Source organism: Bacillus sp. SRL543 (assembly GCF_984799205.1).
Genome location: NZ_OZ481794.1, coordinates 2273158 through 2288891, shown reverse-complemented (window position 1 = coordinate 2288891; position 15734 = coordinate 2273158). Strand labels below are relative to the sequence as shown.

The window sequence follows — 15734 nt, the reverse complement described above, 5'->3', positions numbered from 1 at the left end:
TTCCTTTCCAGACCGGATGCAAGATTCTGTTCCGGCAGGCTGACCTGTGCCGGAGTTTTTAACCTATTCCATTATAACAGCCATATAAAGAGTGTCAAAAACAATGTTTCAGCTTTGCAATGGAAAAAGGGCAGCCCCTCTTGATAATTGGTATGGAAAACACATGGTTTTCTCTATTGTTTTTTAGTATGATGTAATAATGGATTCTACATGCAAAGCGAGGAATATAAACGATGAGTTTGTTGACTGTAGATCATTTAAGCCATACTTTTGGCGATAGAACGTTGTTCAAAGATGTATCCTTCCGTCTTCTTCAGGAAGACCATGTCGGGATTGTAGGAGCAAATGGAGTCGGCAAGTCGACTCTTATGAATATCATCACCAATCAGCTGATCCATGACAGCGGAAAAGTGGAGTGGACTCCAAATGTGCATTACGGCTATTTGGACCAGCATACGATACTGACTCCGGGCAAGACAATGCGCGATGTGCTGAAGGATGCGTTCCTTCCGCTATTTGAGCAGGAAAAAACCCTTAATGAAGTGACCGCCAAAATGGCGGATGCAACTCCCGAAGAGCTGGAAGAGCTTCTTGAGCAGATGGGTGAAATACAGGACCGCCTCGATGCAGGCGGATTCTACTCCCTTGATATCAAGATTGAAGAGGCGGCGCGCGGGCTTGGACTGGATGCAATCGGCCTTGACCGAGATGTTGCTGCACTGAGCGGCGGACAGCGCACAAAGGTCCTTTTGGCAAAGCTTCTGCTTGAGCAGCCTCAGGTCCTTCTGCTCGATGAGCCGACTAACTATCTGGATGTCGAGCATATCCGCTGGCTCACCGGCTATCTGAAGGAGTATCCTTATGCATTCATGCTGATCTCCCACGATACTGAATTTATGAACTCTGTATCAAATGTCATTTTCCATCTGGAGTTTTCAAAGCTCAGCAGATACACCGCGAGTTATGACAAATTCCTGGAGCTTGCTGAAATCAATAAAAACCAGTATATCAGCGCATACGAAAAACAGAGAGAATTTATTAAAAAGCAGGAAGATTTCATTTCTAAAAATAAAGCCCGCTATTCAACAACCGGCCGCGCAAAAAGCCGCCAGAAACAGCTTGACCGGATGGAACGGATCGACCGCCCGGAAACTGCTGTTAAGCCTACCTTCGAATTCAAGGAATCCCGCAGCAGCAGCCGGTATGTTTTCGAAGGGAACGATTTTGAGATTGGCTACTCCGAGCCGCTCCTGCCCAAGCTGAATATGACGGTTGAGCGAGGCGAGAAAATTGCGATCGTCGGCTGCAACGGAGTCGGAAAATCCACGCTTTTGAAAACAATGCTCGGCAAAATTTCCCCTCTCAGCGGAAAAATCGAGCGCGGGGACTTCTTATTCCCTTCTTATTTTGAACAGGAAGTAAAAGCTGGCAGCATCACTCCGATCGATGATGTATGGAGTGAGTTCCCAAGCCTTGACCAGCATCAGGTCCGCGCAGCATTGGCAAGATGCGGATTGAAAAATGAACATATTTCACGCCCGCTGAATCAATTGAGCGGCGGTGAGCAGGCGAAGGTCCGCCTTTGCAAGCTTCTGATGAGTGAAAGCAATTGGCTCTTATTCGACGAGCCGACAAACCACCTGGATATCACCGCAAAACAAGAGCTGAAACGTGCACTGAAAGCTTATAAAGGCACAGTAGTCCTGGTATGCCATGAACCTGACTTTTATGAAGAATGGGTCACCAAGACCTGGAATGTTGAGGAATGGTCTCAAAAGATGAATAAGGCTTAACCTTTAAAGTCCCATGCTTTTAAAGCATGGGACTTTGTTTTTTCAGGTTAGTACAGGAAGATCGCTTTCTGCCTCTATTTTTATGTTTGTGCTGATTTGGACAATTCACTCCTCAACACAAATTTCTGCAGTTTTCCGCTGGCATTCCGCGGCAGGCTTTCACAGAAAATATATTTTCTTGGACGCTTATAATTGGCAAGCCTGCTGCTTTCCCTGCACCAGCTGTCCAAATGTTCCTCTGTTACAGAAGGATCTTTTTTCACAACGAATGCCGTTACAGTCTCTCCCCATCTGTCATCAGGCTGGCCGATGACAGCTGCGTCCAGGACACCGCTGTGTTCAAATAGCACATCCTCGATTTCCCTCGGGTAGATGTTCTCACCGCCGCTGATGATCATATCATCCACCCTGTCCCTTACCCATAAATAGCCATCCTCATCCATGGAGCCGATATCTCCGGAATGATACCACCCTTCATATAAAGCTTTTTCTGTCGCTTCTTCCATATTGAAATAGCCCTTCATCATGCTTGGACCCCTTACAATGATTTCCCCTGCTTCCCCGGCAGGAAGGATATCTTCCGGATCTGAAGCGCCATTTTCGTTTGGCCTGACGATCCTGATTTCATGGTTCAGGCATGCCTGGCCGGCAGAGCCTGCTTTAGAAAGCTGATCATGCTCGGAAAGGAATGTGATGGCAGGCCCCATCTCTGTCATTCCGTAAGCCTGGACCAATAGAATCCCAAGCTTTTCCCTGCACAGCTTAACAAGTGCCGGGGCCATCGGCGCCGCCCCATATAGTCCCAGCTTTAGGCTGTCCAGGCAATAAGCCATAATATCTTCCTGCAAAATCATATTCCACATAGTCGGTGCAGCGAAAAACTTAGTGATTTCCTCCTCCTCTATCAGCTGCAGCACCTTTTTCGGATTGAACTGATGGAGGATGACATTTCCAGCTCCAACATGGATGCGGGGAAGAAAGGCGCAATGCAGCTCTGCACAATGAAACATCGGAGCTGTGACCAGCCCTTTATCGGATGGTTCAAGCTTTGTCGCTGCGATCACTGTCATGCTCTGTTCAGCCATATGCCTGTGTGTATGGATGACTCCTTTAGGCCGGCCGGTCGTTCCGCTTGTATACATGATTGCATAATCATCATCTTCGCTGACATCAGCAACAACATTGCTGTCAGAAGCTTGCGAGAGTTTTTCATCAAAGGATGCCGCATAGGAAGGCGGCTTTTCATCAATATACCAGAAAGCGGTTGCAGGAAATTGTTGTTCGATAGAGGAAACCACTGCTTCAAGAGCCTTCTCAAAGATAAGAACCTTGGGACTTGCATCTTTTAGGATATAAGCTGTTTCTTCAGTCTGTAGGCGGAAATTGATAGGATTGAAAACGGCACCCAATTTAGCACAGGCAAAAAAGACTGCAGCCAGTTCCTCTGTGTTATATAGAAATACAGAAACTCTGTCTCCCTTGCTGACACCTTCAGCAGCCAGCGCATTTGCGGCCCGGTTGATCCGCAGGTTCCATTCACTGTAGCTATACCGCCTGTTTTTCCTAACATCAAACACCGCTTCTTTTGCAGGAAATTTCATTACAGCCAGATCTAAAATCCTTCCTATCGTCACAGTCATGGCTTACCTCCTGAATTTATTTATCTGAATCTACCCTGTCTGTCACAAGCGTTCAATGATGGTGGCATTCGCCATCCCGTAGCCTTCGCACATTGTCTGCAGCCCGTACCTGCCGCCTGTCCTTTCCAGTTCATGCATGAGCCCTGCCATGATCCTTGCGCCGCTTGCGCCAAGCGGATGGCCGAGTGCAATGGCTCCGCCATTTGGATTGAGCTTAGCCTGATCAGCCCCCGTCTCCTTCAGCCACGCGAGAGGGACAGAAGCAAAGGCCTCATTCACTTCAAATATATCAATATCCCTGATTGAGAGACCTGCTTTTTTCAGCGCATTTTCTGTTGCAGGGATCGGCCCAGTCAGCATAAGCGTCGGATCTGAACCGACAACAGTCCTTGTCAGGATGCGGAACCTCGGACGCAGTCCCAGATTTTCTGCTTTCTCCCCCGACATAATCAGAAGGGCGGCTGCTCCGTCACTTATCTGGCTGGAGTTGCCGGCATGAATCTTCCCGTTCTCCATGAATGCAGGCTTCAGCGTTCCAAGCAGCTCTAGCGAAGTTTCCTTCCGCGGCCCGGAATCCTCTGCTGCCACCAGCGTCGTCCCGTCATCCTGGATCGCTTCTATTGGTGCAATTTCTGTTTTGAAATGGCCCTCTGCCTGTGCTTTTAGTGCTTTTTCGTGGCTTTTAAAAGAAAATTCATCAAGCTGCTGCCGTGACAATCCGTATTTTTCTGCGATTTTTTCAGCGGAGATGCCCTGGTGGATCATCTCATGGCGCCTTTTAAGCTTTTCGCTTAACGTTGCTCCCTGGAAATTGGAGCCGAGCGGAACACGTGACATGCTCTCCACTCCGCCGGCTATGACTATATCCATATCTCCCGCTAAGATGGCCTGTGCAGCAAAATGGACAGCCTGCTGGCTTGAACCGCACTGCCTGTCAATGGAAACGCCGGGTACTTCAACCGGGAATCCTGCAATCAAAGCAGCAGCCCTTGCTATATCGCCGGCCTGCTCCCCGGTTTGGCTGACACAGCCCATGATGACATCATCAATTAAAGCAGGGTCCAGGCCCGACCTCGCAGTCAGCTCACTCAATATGAAAGCGGCCAGCTCATCAGGCCTGATATTTTTCAAGACCCCATTCTTCTTTCCTATCGGCGTGCGAACAGCTTCTACTATAACTGCTTCCCTCACCTTGCCATCTCCTCTCTTTCGGCTCTGTCGCTAAAGGCCAAGCCCTTTGGCTATGATCGATTTCATGATTTCATTGGTGCCCGCATAAATACTCGCAACCGGAATGTCTCTGTATCTCCTCGCAATTTCGTATTCCTCCATATAACCATATCCGCCATGAAGCTGCAGGCATTCAGCGGCTATCTTTCTTGCTGTGTCAGTCAGCTTCCATTTAGCCATAGAAACTTTTTGGGTAATATCCTTGCCTTGCATATGCTCTTCATTCAGGTTGTCAAGAAAGCTTCTGCCCATGGCGATATCAGTGGCCATTTCCGCAATCCTAAATTGGGTATTCTGAAATTTTCCGATCGGCCTGCCGAAAGCCTCCCTGCTTTTCACATAAGATAAGGTCAGCTCCAGCATCACTTCAGAGGCAGCTTGTGCCGCTATGGCAACCACAAGCCTTTCCTGCTGCAGCTTTTTCATCATATATTGAAACCCTTGCCCTTCTTCTCCAATCAGGTTTTCTTTAGGAACAAGACAATCTTCAAAAATAAGCTCAGCTGTATCCTGGCAGTGAAGGCCGATTTTATCCAGCTTTCTTCCCCGGGAAAAGCCTTTGCATCCCCGCTCAACAGCAAGCAGGCTGACTCCCTTATGCTTAGGGACCGCCGCGGGGTCTGTCTTGCAGGCAACAATGACCAAATCGGCGTGCATTCCGTTTGTGATAAATGTTTTTTGTCCGTTGAGACGATAATATTCACCTTCAGCCACGGCTGTTGTACTGATTCCTGCAAGGTCGGAACCTGCACCAGGCTCTGTCATTGCGATAGCTGTAATGATTTCGCCGGCTGCACATTGGGGGAGCCACCTGTTTTTCTGTTTTTCAGATCCAAATTCGGATAGGTATGGGACGGCTATATCATTATGCAGCCCGAAGCCAACCATTCCTGAACCTACTCTCTCCAATTCTTCATTTATAACAACGGAAAAGCCCCAGTCAGTTCCGCTGCCTCCATAGGTTTCATCTAAATCAGGGCAAAGAAAGCCCTGATCACCCATCTTTTTCCAAAAATTCCTTGGGATATGCCGTTCTTCCTCCCATTGGCTGTAGAAAGGACAGGCCTCCTTTTCCAGAAATTTTCGAAGCGCCTTTTGAAAAATCCTATGTTCATCTTTAAGGAAACCTGTTGTCTTTTCCATGTTCTCCCCCTTTAAAGAAAACGCTTTCAATTTTGATTCCGCCTCACTTTGGCTGCATGCGGATCGCCCCGTCAAGCCTGATGGTCTCCCCATTGAGCATTGGATTTTCTATAATACTTTGTACCAGCATGCTATATTCTTCTGGAAAGCCAAGACGGCGGGGGAACGGGACTGTGCTGCCCAACGCAGCTTTTGCATCATCAGGCAAAGAATCGAACATAGGAGTATGAAAAAGGCCGGGAGCAATCGCCATCACCCTGATGCCATGTTCAGCAAGTTCCCTTGCAATCGGAAGTGTCATGCTTGCAACGCCTCCTTTAGAAGCACTGTAGGCGGCCTGCCCGATCTGCCCCTCAAAGGCAGCTACAGAAGAGGTGCTGATGATGACGCCTCTTTCACCTTGCTCATTTGGTTCATTATCTTTCATCTTGTCTGCGGCAAGCCGGATCAAATTGAACGTGCCTGTCAGATTGACTGATATCACTTTTGAAAATAATTCGAGATCATGCATCCCCCTTTTTCCAAGCACCTTTTGAGCACCAGCAATTCCCGCGCAATTAATGCACGCATTAATGCTCCCAAAGTTTTCAACGGCTAAATTGACAGCTTCGGACGCCCGCTTAGCCTCTGTTATGTCTGCTTTGACAAACAGGCAGCTGCTGCCAAGTTCTTTTTGCATATTAGTTCCCTTTTCCTCATTCATGTCTATGATGCATACCCGGCCGCCCTTATCCAGTATTCTTCTTGCAGCCGCCTCTCCAAGGCCTGAGGCTCCCCCAGTCACAATGGCACAAATATTTTCTACCTGCATACGACTCCCCCTTTTTATAAGAATATTCTGAATACATAATTCTAGATTCCTGCTGATTTCTCCTTTTTTTCATAAAAAATTGCCGTTTTCTTTGTTTAAAGTTACCATGGGCCGTTCACAAAACTTTTGAAACATTCTTTGAGAAGTTCGTGTATAATGAAATGGCTTACAACTGCACGACAAACTTTTTGAAAAGGATAGACTAAATGACAAATAAACGGATCGCTTGGATAACTGACAGCACAGCATTTATCACCAAGGAGCTTGAGCTCCATCCAGATGTCTATGTAATGCCATTGACCATTGCATTTTCATCAGGCACTTATGAGGATGGGATCGATTTATCTTCTGATGATTTATATATGAAATTGAAAGCTGAAAAAGAAGTTCCGAAAACATCACAGCCTTCTGTCGGCAAATTTGCCGAGCTTTTTGAAAAATTGAAGGCTGACTATGACTGCGCAATCGCTGTCCACATCTCTTCCAAACTGAGCGGAACCCTGAACAGCTGCATGCAGGGCGCAGAGATTGCAGGCTTTCCAGTTGAAACAGTAGACTCAAAGATGATGTCTTATATCATTACCGGCCTGCTGAATAAAGGGATCGAACTTCAGTCCGAAAATATGGATTGGAAAGACATTGCCCATACACTGAGGCTTGAAGCCAATCAGTTCGAGAATTATATCCTGCTGGGCAATCTTGATCAATTCTATAAGGGCGGAAGAATGTCCGGAACCCAGTATCTCCTGGGCAGCATATTAAAGGTAAAGCCGATCATCCACGTTGACCGGAATGGTGAATTCCAGCTTTTTGATAAGGTGCGCTCGGAGAAAAAAGCCATAAGGCGGATGATGGAGCTTCTTGAACAATCTGCAGAGAAACACAGGATAAAGCAAGTTCAGATCATGCATGGCAATGTCCTTGAAAAAGCAAAGGAAATTGAAAAGGAGATTTTAACCAGGTTTCCTGAAATGGGCACCTTCATCGGTGAAATCAGCTCAACAATTGCTGTGCATGCCGGGGAAGGCACAGTGGCTGTTGTCTGGCATTTTGAATAAACACCTCAAACCTTCCGAACAGGAATCTTCTTGTTCCGGAAGGTTTTTTTTATTTATAAAGCGAAACTATTAGTATGATAGGCAGCAAAGGAGATGAATGAAATGAGCATTGCAGTAATTTCAGATATACACGGAAATATCACTGCACTCCATAAAGTGCTTGATTATTTAGAGGAGCGGCATATTGACAGGATTTTCTGCCTCGGCGATCTTGTCGGGAAAGGGCCGAATTCAAAGAAAGCGATAGAGCGGGTTCAAGAAAGATGTGAAGTAGTTGTGCGCGGAAATTGGGATGACTTTATCCAGAAGCCGGCCGGATTCCCTGATCTGCAGTGGCATCAGGAACAGATCGGCAAGGAAGGAATGGACTATTTAGCTACCCTTCCTTTTCACCACGACTTCATAATGAGCGGAAAATATATCAGGCTTTTTCATGCTTCCGCCAAAAGCATTTACCACCGGGTAGTGCCGATGCGCCATCCGATCGAAGAACGGGAGGCTATGTTCGGGGCAAGTGATTTCATTGATGAAGACAAAAGGGGGATTGTGCCTGACGTAGTCGGGTATGGAGATATCCACGCTGCCATGCTCGAGCCGATCGATCCCAAAAAGGTCCTGTTCAATACTGGCAGCGTCGGGAACCCGCTTGACGTTCCGGAAGCCTCTTTTGTTATCCTTCATGGTACATACCTGTCAGAAGAGCCGGCCCCTTTTTCAATAGAGATGGTCCGCCTTCCTTATGATATTGAAAAAGAAATAAGCATGGCCCGCGAAATGGGCATGCCAAACCTTGAACCATATGCGCTGGAACTAAGGGAGGCTATTTATAGAGGCAGGCAGAAGGCTTAGGATGGATTGGATTTCCCCTTAAAATTAAGGGAGAATTGTTCGTTCAATCGGGGTTAAGGAATAATGAACCTGATTTTATTTTAGGATGGGGCTGTTGCTTTGCGTTCCAGGCACTTCGCTTTCCGCGGGGCGGCGCTAAGCCTCCCTCATGAAAACGACCGTTTTCTTATAATTGCTTTGTTTTACTCCCATTTCATCTCTTGACTATAAAGAAGGGGGACGGCGTAGATGAACATTTTCATCCAAATTTTTAAGAATTTGGAAGTGGACTTTGCGTCTCAATAGACCGGATATATCAATTACCAGTTATAGGAAGTAAATTGATAATCGCACCTTTGGATCTCCACTTACGACATGGTGGTGGACCCTCCCATTTCTCTCGGCGTCTATGCGCGCAAATTCCTTCGTTCGACCTAGCCATGTGTGGATGCCGGATATGCTCCTCGGGTGGGTCTATGCCCTAATGCTCGGAATGGTGACCGGCTTATCCGTGCTTCTTCTGTCTTGATTTAGAAACAGTATAAACAAACAATACAAGAAACGGAATTTGATTTAAACAGCTACCTGTACATCAGAGAAATGTGGGATATCATGAATCATGCGTTCTTCACTGAAAGAACACTCCCGTGTTCCAATCACAAACAGGATTTTGATCAGCTTACGGCCTAAGGCAATGTAGGACTGTTTCCCCGTTAGAGGGTTTTTAGCCCTGTTTTTGTAGTGATAATGGAGGGCTTTGAACCCTTTATTGTGACAGGCCAGCGGGCGGGCGACTTGATACAGAATGGCACGCAGTCTCCGCCTTCCGCGTTTGGTAATGGTTGTCTGCCCCTTGTGCTTGCCGGATTGGTTCATCTTCAGGTTGAGTCCCGCTAATTTAATAATTTGGCGTGGATCTCGGTAATTTGAGAGGTCGCCAACCTCGGCAAAGAAGCCAACGACGGTCATAGACCCGATGCCTCTGATGTCCATCATCCTCTCCGCCCCTGGAACCTGCCGCACCAGCTCCTCCAATTCTACTTTAAGGTCTTGGAGGCGTTCTGATAACCAATGATACTGATCCACAAGATATAGAATCTCCTTGCGGGCCATCCGGAGACCAGTGGTCATTCCAACGCTTGAGGCGGCCGCCTGCTTAAGGCGGGATATCTTCGACATTGGAGTATTCTGGGCCACCGGCTTTACTTCTTTAAGAAGTTCTTCTTCTGTCTTTTGCTGAATATCTTCGGGCAGATAACCGCACTTCAAGAATTGTAGCGCTGCTTTGCCGTTCCATTCTTTAAAGACTGTTAAGAATTCAGGGAAATACCGATCCAGCACATTATGCATTTGTGCTTTAATCGAAGACAGGTCCTCTTGAATCATGTCAAACAGTTTGATTCCTTCACGAAGCTCTGCATATAACCCCTCAGGTAAGATAGGTTCATGATAACGGCCCGCACGTATGACCTGGGCGATTACTTTGGCGTCCTTCGTGTCATTTTTGGTGGGGGAATCATCATCCAGCTCTTTCGATTTTTTGACCTTCATCGGGTTTACAACGACGGTTTTTTCCCCTTTAGCTTTAAGAAAATAGGCTAAATTCAACCAATAATGGCCTGTGGGCTCCATGCCTATCATCAAGTTTGGACGACCTGTTTCCTGGCTTAGTTGCCTTGCCCACTGAAGTAAAAGGTTGAATCCTTCTAACGAGTTAGGGAAAACTAGCCGTTTGGATAAATCGATACCGCGGTCATCAATGGCCCGGGCCACATGATTGTACTTGGCGATATCGATTCCAATGATCAGTGTGTGTTCAGTAATTTGCCTAAGTCGTTCATTTTGTGTAATATCCATAGTAGAAGTCTCCCTTCGGTACTTAATTCGAGGTCATGCATGACACTCTCTATCGTACCAGGGGGACTTTTTTTATGCACATCGCAGAAATCCCGAAAAGTAACCCAATTACTTTATTACAGGAATGCTCCTCGTCGTACCTCCTGCGGGGTCTCAGCTTTGCCGCTGCAATCCCGCAGGAGTCTACGTGCCTTCCACTCCAAGCAACAGGGTTTTTAAAGTTTATTTGCGGAAAAACCTGTCTAACTAAAAAGGAAACTATAATTTTTAATGTAATTGAATCGTTTTCATTTATATTCCATTATTTTCCTTTTTCGTTAACTCCCTTTATTACCAGGTAGCACATTTCTAGGCCCCTCACTTCTCCAGCCAAGAATACATATAATTCTCATCCTCATATTCCCGGGCTTTTTTCACAACCTTCAGAGGCCTGAAAGTATCAATCATGACAGCCAGCTCCAGTGTTTCTTTTTTGCCGATGCTTGCCTCTGTTTTCCCCGGGTGAGGGCCATGCGGGATTCCTCCGGGATGAAGGGTGATGGATCCTTCCTTGATCCCTTTTCTGCTCATGAAATTCCCTTTGACATAATACAAAAGCTCATCACTGTTTACATTGCTGTGATAATAAGGGGCCGGGATGCTTTCCGGATGATAATCATACATTCGCGGGACAAATGAGCAGACAACAAAGTTATGCCCTTCAAATGTCTGATGGACTGGCGGCGGCTGGTGGACACGGCCGGTGATCGGTTCAAAATCGGAAATATTGAAGGCCCATGGATATAAATACCCGTCCCACCCTTCAACATCAAGAGGATGATGGGCCAAAATATGATCATGGAGATAGCCCCTCGTTTTTGTGACTACCTTATATGGCCCCCTTTCTGCATGAGTCTCCAGTTTTTCAGGAGCACGGATATCCCGCTCGCAGAACGGGCTGTGTTCTAGCAGCTGGCCGTATTCATTTCTGTACCTTTTCGGAGTCGTAATCTGGCTGAATGATTCAACAATAAGAGCCTTAGTGTCTTTTTCCGGAATGATCCTGAAAATTGTTCCGATCGGTATGACGACATAGTCCCCGGGTCCATAGCTGATTGTGCCGAACATCGTTTCAAACCGGCCATTTCCATGATGGATATAGTACATCTCATCGCCGTCGCTGTTCCGGTAATAATCCTGCATATCTTCTGAGATATTAGCAGAAGCAATCAGCAAATCCTCATTGCCGAGCAGATATTCCCTTGCCTGCAGAGCGTCTCCCCCGCGCTTAATGTTCTCTGTCAGCAGATGGCGGTGTTTAAGCGCTGGCTGCTCCTCATATTCAGGCAGATAGCTGCCTGAGAGGGAGACCTTTTCTGTCTCTGTAGGCATATAATGATGATACAAAATCGACTGTGTCCCCGAAAAGCCCTTCGTCCCCATAACTTGCTCCCTGAACAGTGACCCATCTTCTTTTTTGAACATCGTATGGCGTTTGTGCGGGATCCTCCCCATTTGCCTGTAATACAAGCCAGTTCCCCCTTTCAGTCTGTTATCGTATTTACAAGCTTCCCAAGGCCCGTGATCTCCAGCTCTACCGTATCCCCGGGCTTCAGCCAGCGGTGCACATCTTCACCGAGCTCAAGGATGCAGCCGGTCCCCACTGTACCTGAACCAATCAGTTCTCCTGAATGAAGGGTGGTATTCTCTGAAGCTTTCTCTATCATTTCATTGAATGAATAATAGATATCCTTTAAGTTCCCGTCTGACAGCAGGACCCCGTTCACTTTTGCCGTCATATCCAGGTCATAGCCATTTTCCACCCGATAGCTGTCCAGCTCGTCTTTTGTCACAATATAAGGGCCGATCGAGGTAGCAAAATCCTTTCCTTTTGCAGGGCCAAGCCCGACCTTCATCTCTTTTCTTTGAATATCCCTGGCACTCCAGTCATTTAAGATGCAATAGCCAAAGATATAATCATCAGCCTCTCTGGCAGAAATATTTCGGCCTTCCCTGCCGATGATGCAGGCAATTTCCAGTTCATAGTCCAGCAGGCTGCAGCCAGCAGGCACAGGAATGTGCTCACCTGTCCCTTTCATGGCTAGATGATTAGAAAAATAAAATACCGGCAGCTCATACCATTCTTGTATCATTTCAAGGCCCCTGTTTTCCCGGGCTGTTTTCACATGATCTTCAAAAGCATAAAAGTCACGGAAGCTTTTTGGGCTTGGAAGCGGGGCCTTCAGTGTTACTTCTTCTAATGGATAAGCACCGGCTCCCGACTCTCTCCATTCACGATTGGAGGCAATCCGCTCTGTAAAAAAACGATGATTCTCTATGAATGCCAATAAGGTTTTTGGCAGAATGCCATTAGAGGCCTCATACATATCAATGGCCGTGCTGCCCTCAAGCCAGCCGGACCGGATCGATCCATCCTGCTTTTGAAAGGTTATGAACTTCATCCCTTCACCCCGGTTCTATTTTTCTTATAATCTCGAAAACATCTGCGAGCGGGCCAGTATATGTATGGCCCGCCAGCCTTCCAACCGGATCCAGCTTTTTTGTGTCAATTTTCCCATCAATATACAAGTCATCATGAACCTGCACATGCCCGACCCTGCCAATCACCAGGCTTCCAGACCCAGGGCCTTTTCCAAAGTGAAGAAGCTGATGGAGCGTGCACTCAAGATGGACTTTGGAACTCCTGATTCTCGGCGGCCTTACAAAAACACTTTTTTCCTGCTCAAGACCCGCCTGTTCCAGTTCATTTACTTCCCGGGCATAATCGGCTGCACAGATATTCATTTTTTCTGCCATATCTCTGCTTACGATATTGATGACAAACTCCCCGGTTTCTTCAATATTCAGTAACGTATCCTTCTTTTGTCCGTCAGATCCTTTTCGCATAGGCGAAAAGCAAATGAGCAGGGGGTTCGCACATATAGCCGTAAAAAAACTGAAAGGTGCTGCATTGACTGTGCCGCTATTGTCCATGGTCGTCACAAAGGCAATCGGACGGGGAAGGATCGAGCCAGACAGGATTTTGTACGCCTCCTGCCAGGAAAGAGAAGAAACAGGAATTTCCATTTCACACCCCCCTCCCGCTCAGCGGCTTGCCGATAGCTTCCAGAACTGCATCATTATCTTCAACCGTACCGATCGTTAATCTGACAGCTTCTCCTTGAAAGCCTGCATGAAAGAATTTCCTGACAATGATCCCTGACTCCAGAAGCTTTTCAGCAAGCGTCCCTTTAACAAAAAGAAAATTGGCTTCAGAGGCAGAACATTTGAACCCAAGCTCTTCAATCCGGCCTCGCATTCTTTCCCTTTCCGTTGTATTCTTTTCTGCACTCATCCGGACAAAATACTGGTCCTCCAGCGCTGCTATGGCTGCGGCCTGGGATAGTGCATTCACATTGAATACCTCCCGTACCTTATCCAGCTCTGCAATGATGGAAGGATGCATCATTCCATATCCTGCCCGGAGGCCGGCCAGACCGTAGGCTTTCGAAAAAGTCCTCAATACTGCCACATGGTCATGGAAAGCCAGCAGCTTTTCTGCATCAGTCCTTTTCTCATGGTTCATATATTCATAATAGGCTTCATCCAGAACGATAAGTATATGTGACGGTACTGAAGCGATGAATTGCTCGAGTGCCTCTTTTTCCACTGCTGTCCCGGTCGGATTGTTCGGATTGCAGATAAAAATCATTTTCGTTCTGGCGCTGATGCGGCTGCTCATCCCTGCAAGATCATGCACTCCATCCTTGAGTGGGACTTCGACAGCCTTTCCGCCTTCAATCATCACATTTGCCTTGTACCTGGGAAAGGTAAGGTCTGCCATGATTGCTTCATCACCTTCACTGATATAGGCTCTTGCCAGAAGCCTGATAAGTTCCTCAGAACCGTTTCCTATTGTAATGTACTCAGAGGGAAGCTTGAGAAAATTGCCCAGTGACCGCTTGAGTAATGAACATGCCCCGTCCGGATACCGGGAAAAGTTCCCCGCCTGTTTGCTTAATGTTAAACCCACAAGCTTTGAGCAACCATATGCGTTTTCATTGTCTGCAAGGCTTCTGACATGAGACAGCTTGTATTTTTTTCTTAATTCTTCTGCTGTCATTCCTAATGGGTAAGGAGTGATCCCCCTGATGGTTTGCTTCGTTACGATCCGATCCATTGGAACCCCCTTTCTGTGTATGCCGATTAGAGGTTTCCGCGTCTTTCCTGCTCTCTTTCAATCGACTCAAACAGCGCCTTGAAATTGCCTTCGCCAAACCCCCTTGCTCCTTTGCGCTGGATGATCTCGATGAATAACGTAGGCCTGTCGACAATCGGCTTTGTGAAGATCTGGAGCAGATAGCCTTCATCATCTCTGTCTACCAGAATGCTGAGCTCTTTCAGCTTATCAATCTCTTCATCTATTTTGCCGACCCTCTCAGACAGCATGTCATAGTAGGAAGAAGGAGTATCAAGGAATTCAACCCCATTTTTCCTGAGGACAGCAACCGTCTGGACAATATCCTCTGTCAAAATGGCCAGATGCTGTACACCCGCCCCATTATAGAATTCCAGGAACTCCTGGATCTGCGATTTCCTTTTGCCTTCCGCCGGCTCATTGATAGGGAATTTGATCCTTCCGCCGTTATGCATCACTTTGGACATGAGAGCGGAATATTCTGTGCTGATATCAGAATCGGTGAAATGCTTCATTTCTTTGAATCCCATGACATTCGCGTAATAGTTCACCCATTCTTCCATTTCTTCCACATTTCCGACCACATGATCGATGCCAATGAAGCCGGCATCCTCGAATGGGGCCTTGGTTTCGTATGGCTCATAACCCGGCATAAAGGCACCCTTATAATGATTCCGCTCCACCAATGTGTGTATGGTATCTCCATATGTACCGATCACAGCCTTTTTGAGCTTGCCATGGTCATCCTCCAGCTCATATGGCGGCATCAGTTCAATTGCGCCGCGCTCCACCGCACCTTTGTAAGCACTTTCAACATCATCAACAGCAAGGGCGATATCCTTGACTCCGTCACCGTGCTTTTTCACAAAAGCAGCCACCTTCGTTTCCTCTGTGAGCGAGCCTGTTACTACCAGCCTGATTTTCCGCTGCTGCAGTACATATGACACAGTTTCCCTGTTTCCTGTCTCAAGCCCTGAATAAGCAACAGGCTTGAATCCAAAGCATGTGCAAAGGTAATGGCTGGCCTGTTTGGCATTGCCCGTATATATTTCAAGATAGTCGACTTCCTTGACCGGAAAAATTTCTTCTGCCTTTTGCGATGGTGAAACAGTTCTTTGTTCCATCTTAACCCCTCCAAATATTTTAATTTTCAGATTTATCTTAAAATATTTCTTTTCCTTCAAGCAAGAGCTCAAT

Annotated in this window: 13 protein-coding genes; 3 read left to right on the top strand and 10 right to left on the bottom strand. The window is 46.9% G+C overall.

All coding sequences use genetic code 11. The annotated features are described in order from the left end of the window. Window positions 1-233: 233 nt before the first annotated feature. Entirely contained in the window at window positions 234-1793 is a 1560-nt protein-coding gene (locus AC4E8B_RS11475; protein ID WP_490219096.1) for an ABC-F family ATP-binding cassette domain-containing protein, read from the top strand. Window positions 1794-1873: 80 nt separating this feature from the next. Here the strand turns inward: AC4E8B_RS11475 and AC4E8B_RS11470 are convergent, their stop codons facing one another. Genes AC4E8B_RS11470 through AC4E8B_RS11455 form a run of 4 tightly spaced genes read right to left on the bottom strand, consistent with a single transcriptional unit; the run spans window position 1874 to window position 6617 of the window. Further along, complete coding sequence (locus tag AC4E8B_RS11470; protein ID WP_490219094.1) at window positions 1874-3433, bottom strand: fatty acid--CoA ligase; 1560 nt, start codon at window positions 3431-3433, stop codon at window positions 1874-1876. Between the two features lie 42 nt (window positions 3434-3475). Beyond that, window positions 3476-4624, bottom strand: a complete 1149-nt coding sequence (locus tag AC4E8B_RS11465; protein WP_490219093.1) for a thiolase family protein — start codon at window positions 4622-4624, stop codon at window positions 3476-3478. A gap of 30 nt (window positions 4625-4654) precedes the next feature. Continuing rightward, window positions 4655-5806: an acyl-CoA dehydrogenase family protein gene (locus AC4E8B_RS11460; protein WP_490219091.1), complete on the bottom strand. Its 1152-nt coding sequence runs from the start codon at window positions 5804-5806 to the stop codon at window positions 4655-4657. 43 nt (window positions 5807-5849) lie between these two features. Then, window positions 5850-6617, bottom strand: a complete 768-nt coding sequence (locus AC4E8B_RS11455) for a 3-hydroxyacyl-CoA dehydrogenase (protein WP_490219089.1) — start codon at window positions 6615-6617, stop codon at window positions 5850-5852. Window positions 6618-6823: 206 nt separating this feature from the next. On the opposite strand from AC4E8B_RS11455, the gene AC4E8B_RS11450 reads away from it, so the two are divergent. Next, window positions 6824-7675, top strand: a complete 852-nt coding sequence (locus AC4E8B_RS11450) for a DegV family protein (RefSeq protein WP_490219087.1) — start codon at window positions 6824-6826, stop codon at window positions 7673-7675. Between the two features lie 102 nt (window positions 7676-7777). Further along, a complete protein-coding gene (locus AC4E8B_RS11445) occupies window positions 7778-8524 on the top strand; it encodes a metallophosphoesterase family protein (protein ID WP_490219085.1) in 747 nt (248 codons plus the stop codon). A 552-nt stretch (window positions 8525-9076) separates the two neighbouring features. Here AC4E8B_RS11445 and AC4E8B_RS11440 read toward each other — a convergent pair. The 6 genes from AC4E8B_RS11440 to hppD form a co-directional block, all read right to left on the bottom strand. Next, window positions 9077-10360: an IS110 family RNA-guided transposase gene (locus AC4E8B_RS11440; RefSeq protein WP_490215983.1), complete on the bottom strand. Its 1284-nt coding sequence runs from the start codon at window positions 10358-10360 to the stop codon at window positions 9077-9079. Between the two features lie 357 nt (window positions 10361-10717). After that, a complete protein-coding gene (locus AC4E8B_RS11435) occupies window positions 10718-11854 on the bottom strand; it encodes a homogentisate 1,2-dioxygenase (protein WP_490219644.1) in 1137 nt (378 codons plus the stop codon). A gap of 29 nt (window positions 11855-11883) precedes the next feature. After that, window positions 11884-12801: a fumarylacetoacetate hydrolase family protein gene (locus AC4E8B_RS11430; RefSeq protein WP_490219084.1), complete on the bottom strand. Its 918-nt coding sequence runs from the start codon at window positions 12799-12801 to the stop codon at window positions 11884-11886. Between the two features lie 4 nt (window positions 12802-12805). After that, a complete protein-coding gene (locus AC4E8B_RS11425) occupies window positions 12806-13426 on the bottom strand; it encodes a flavin reductase family protein (RefSeq protein ID WP_490219082.1) in 621 nt (206 codons plus the stop codon). A gap of 1 nt (window position 13427) precedes the next feature. Beyond that, window positions 13428-14519 carry a histidinol-phosphate transaminase gene (hisC, locus tag AC4E8B_RS11420; RefSeq protein ID WP_490219081.1) on the bottom strand — a complete coding sequence of 364 codons (1092 nt, stop codon included), beginning with the start codon at window positions 14517-14519 and terminating at the stop codon, window positions 13428-13430. A gap of 26 nt (window positions 14520-14545) precedes the next feature. Further along, window positions 14546-15661 (bottom strand): 4-hydroxyphenylpyruvate dioxygenase, encoded by a 1116-nt coding sequence (gene hppD / locus AC4E8B_RS11415; RefSeq protein WP_490219079.1) that lies wholly within the window; start codon window positions 15659-15661, stop codon window positions 14546-14548. Between the last annotated feature and the right edge of the window lie 73 nt (window positions 15662-15734).

Excerpts from the sequence above, each read along its gene's own strand:
- AC4E8B_RS11475 (WP_490219096.1), top strand. The coding sequence starts at position 234 with ATGAGTTTGTTGACTGTAGATCATTTAAGCCATACTTTTGGCGATAGA.
- AC4E8B_RS11470 (WP_490219094.1), bottom strand. The coding sequence starts at position 3,433 with ATGACTGTGACGATAGGAAGGATTTTAGATCTGGCTGTAATGAAATTT.
- AC4E8B_RS11460 (WP_490219091.1), bottom strand. The coding sequence starts at position 5,806 with ATGGAAAAGACAACAGGTTTCCTTAAAGATGAACATAGGATTTTTCAA.
- AC4E8B_RS11455 (WP_490219089.1), bottom strand. The coding sequence starts at position 6,617 with ATGCAGGTAGAAAATATTTGTGCCATTGTGACTGGGGGAGCCTCAGGC.
- AC4E8B_RS11450 (WP_490219087.1), top strand. The coding sequence starts at position 6,824 with ATGACAAATAAACGGATCGCTTGGATAACTGACAGCACAGCATTTATC.
- AC4E8B_RS11445 (WP_490219085.1), top strand. The coding sequence starts at position 7,778 with ATGAGCATTGCAGTAATTTCAGATATACACGGAAATATCACTGCACTC.
- AC4E8B_RS11440 (WP_490215983.1), bottom strand. The coding sequence starts at position 10,360 with ATGGATATTACACAAAATGAACGACTTAGGCAAATTACTGAACACACA.
- AC4E8B_RS11435 (WP_490219644.1), bottom strand. The coding sequence starts at position 11,854 with ATGGGGAGGATCCCGCACAAACGCCATACGATGTTCAAAAAAGAAGAT.
- AC4E8B_RS11430 (WP_490219084.1), bottom strand. The coding sequence starts at position 12,801 with ATGAAGTTCATAACCTTTCAAAAGCAGGATGGATCGATCCGGTCCGGC.
- AC4E8B_RS11425 (WP_490219082.1), bottom strand. The coding sequence starts at position 13,426 with ATGGAAATTCCTGTTTCTTCTCTTTCCTGGCAGGAGGCGTACAAAATC.
- hisC (WP_490219081.1), bottom strand. The coding sequence starts at position 14,519 with ATGGATCGGATCGTAACGAAGCAAACCATCAGGGGGATCACTCCTTAC.
- hppD (WP_490219079.1), bottom strand. The coding sequence starts at position 15,661 with ATGGAACAAAGAACTGTTTCACCATCGCAAAAGGCAGAAGAAATTTTT.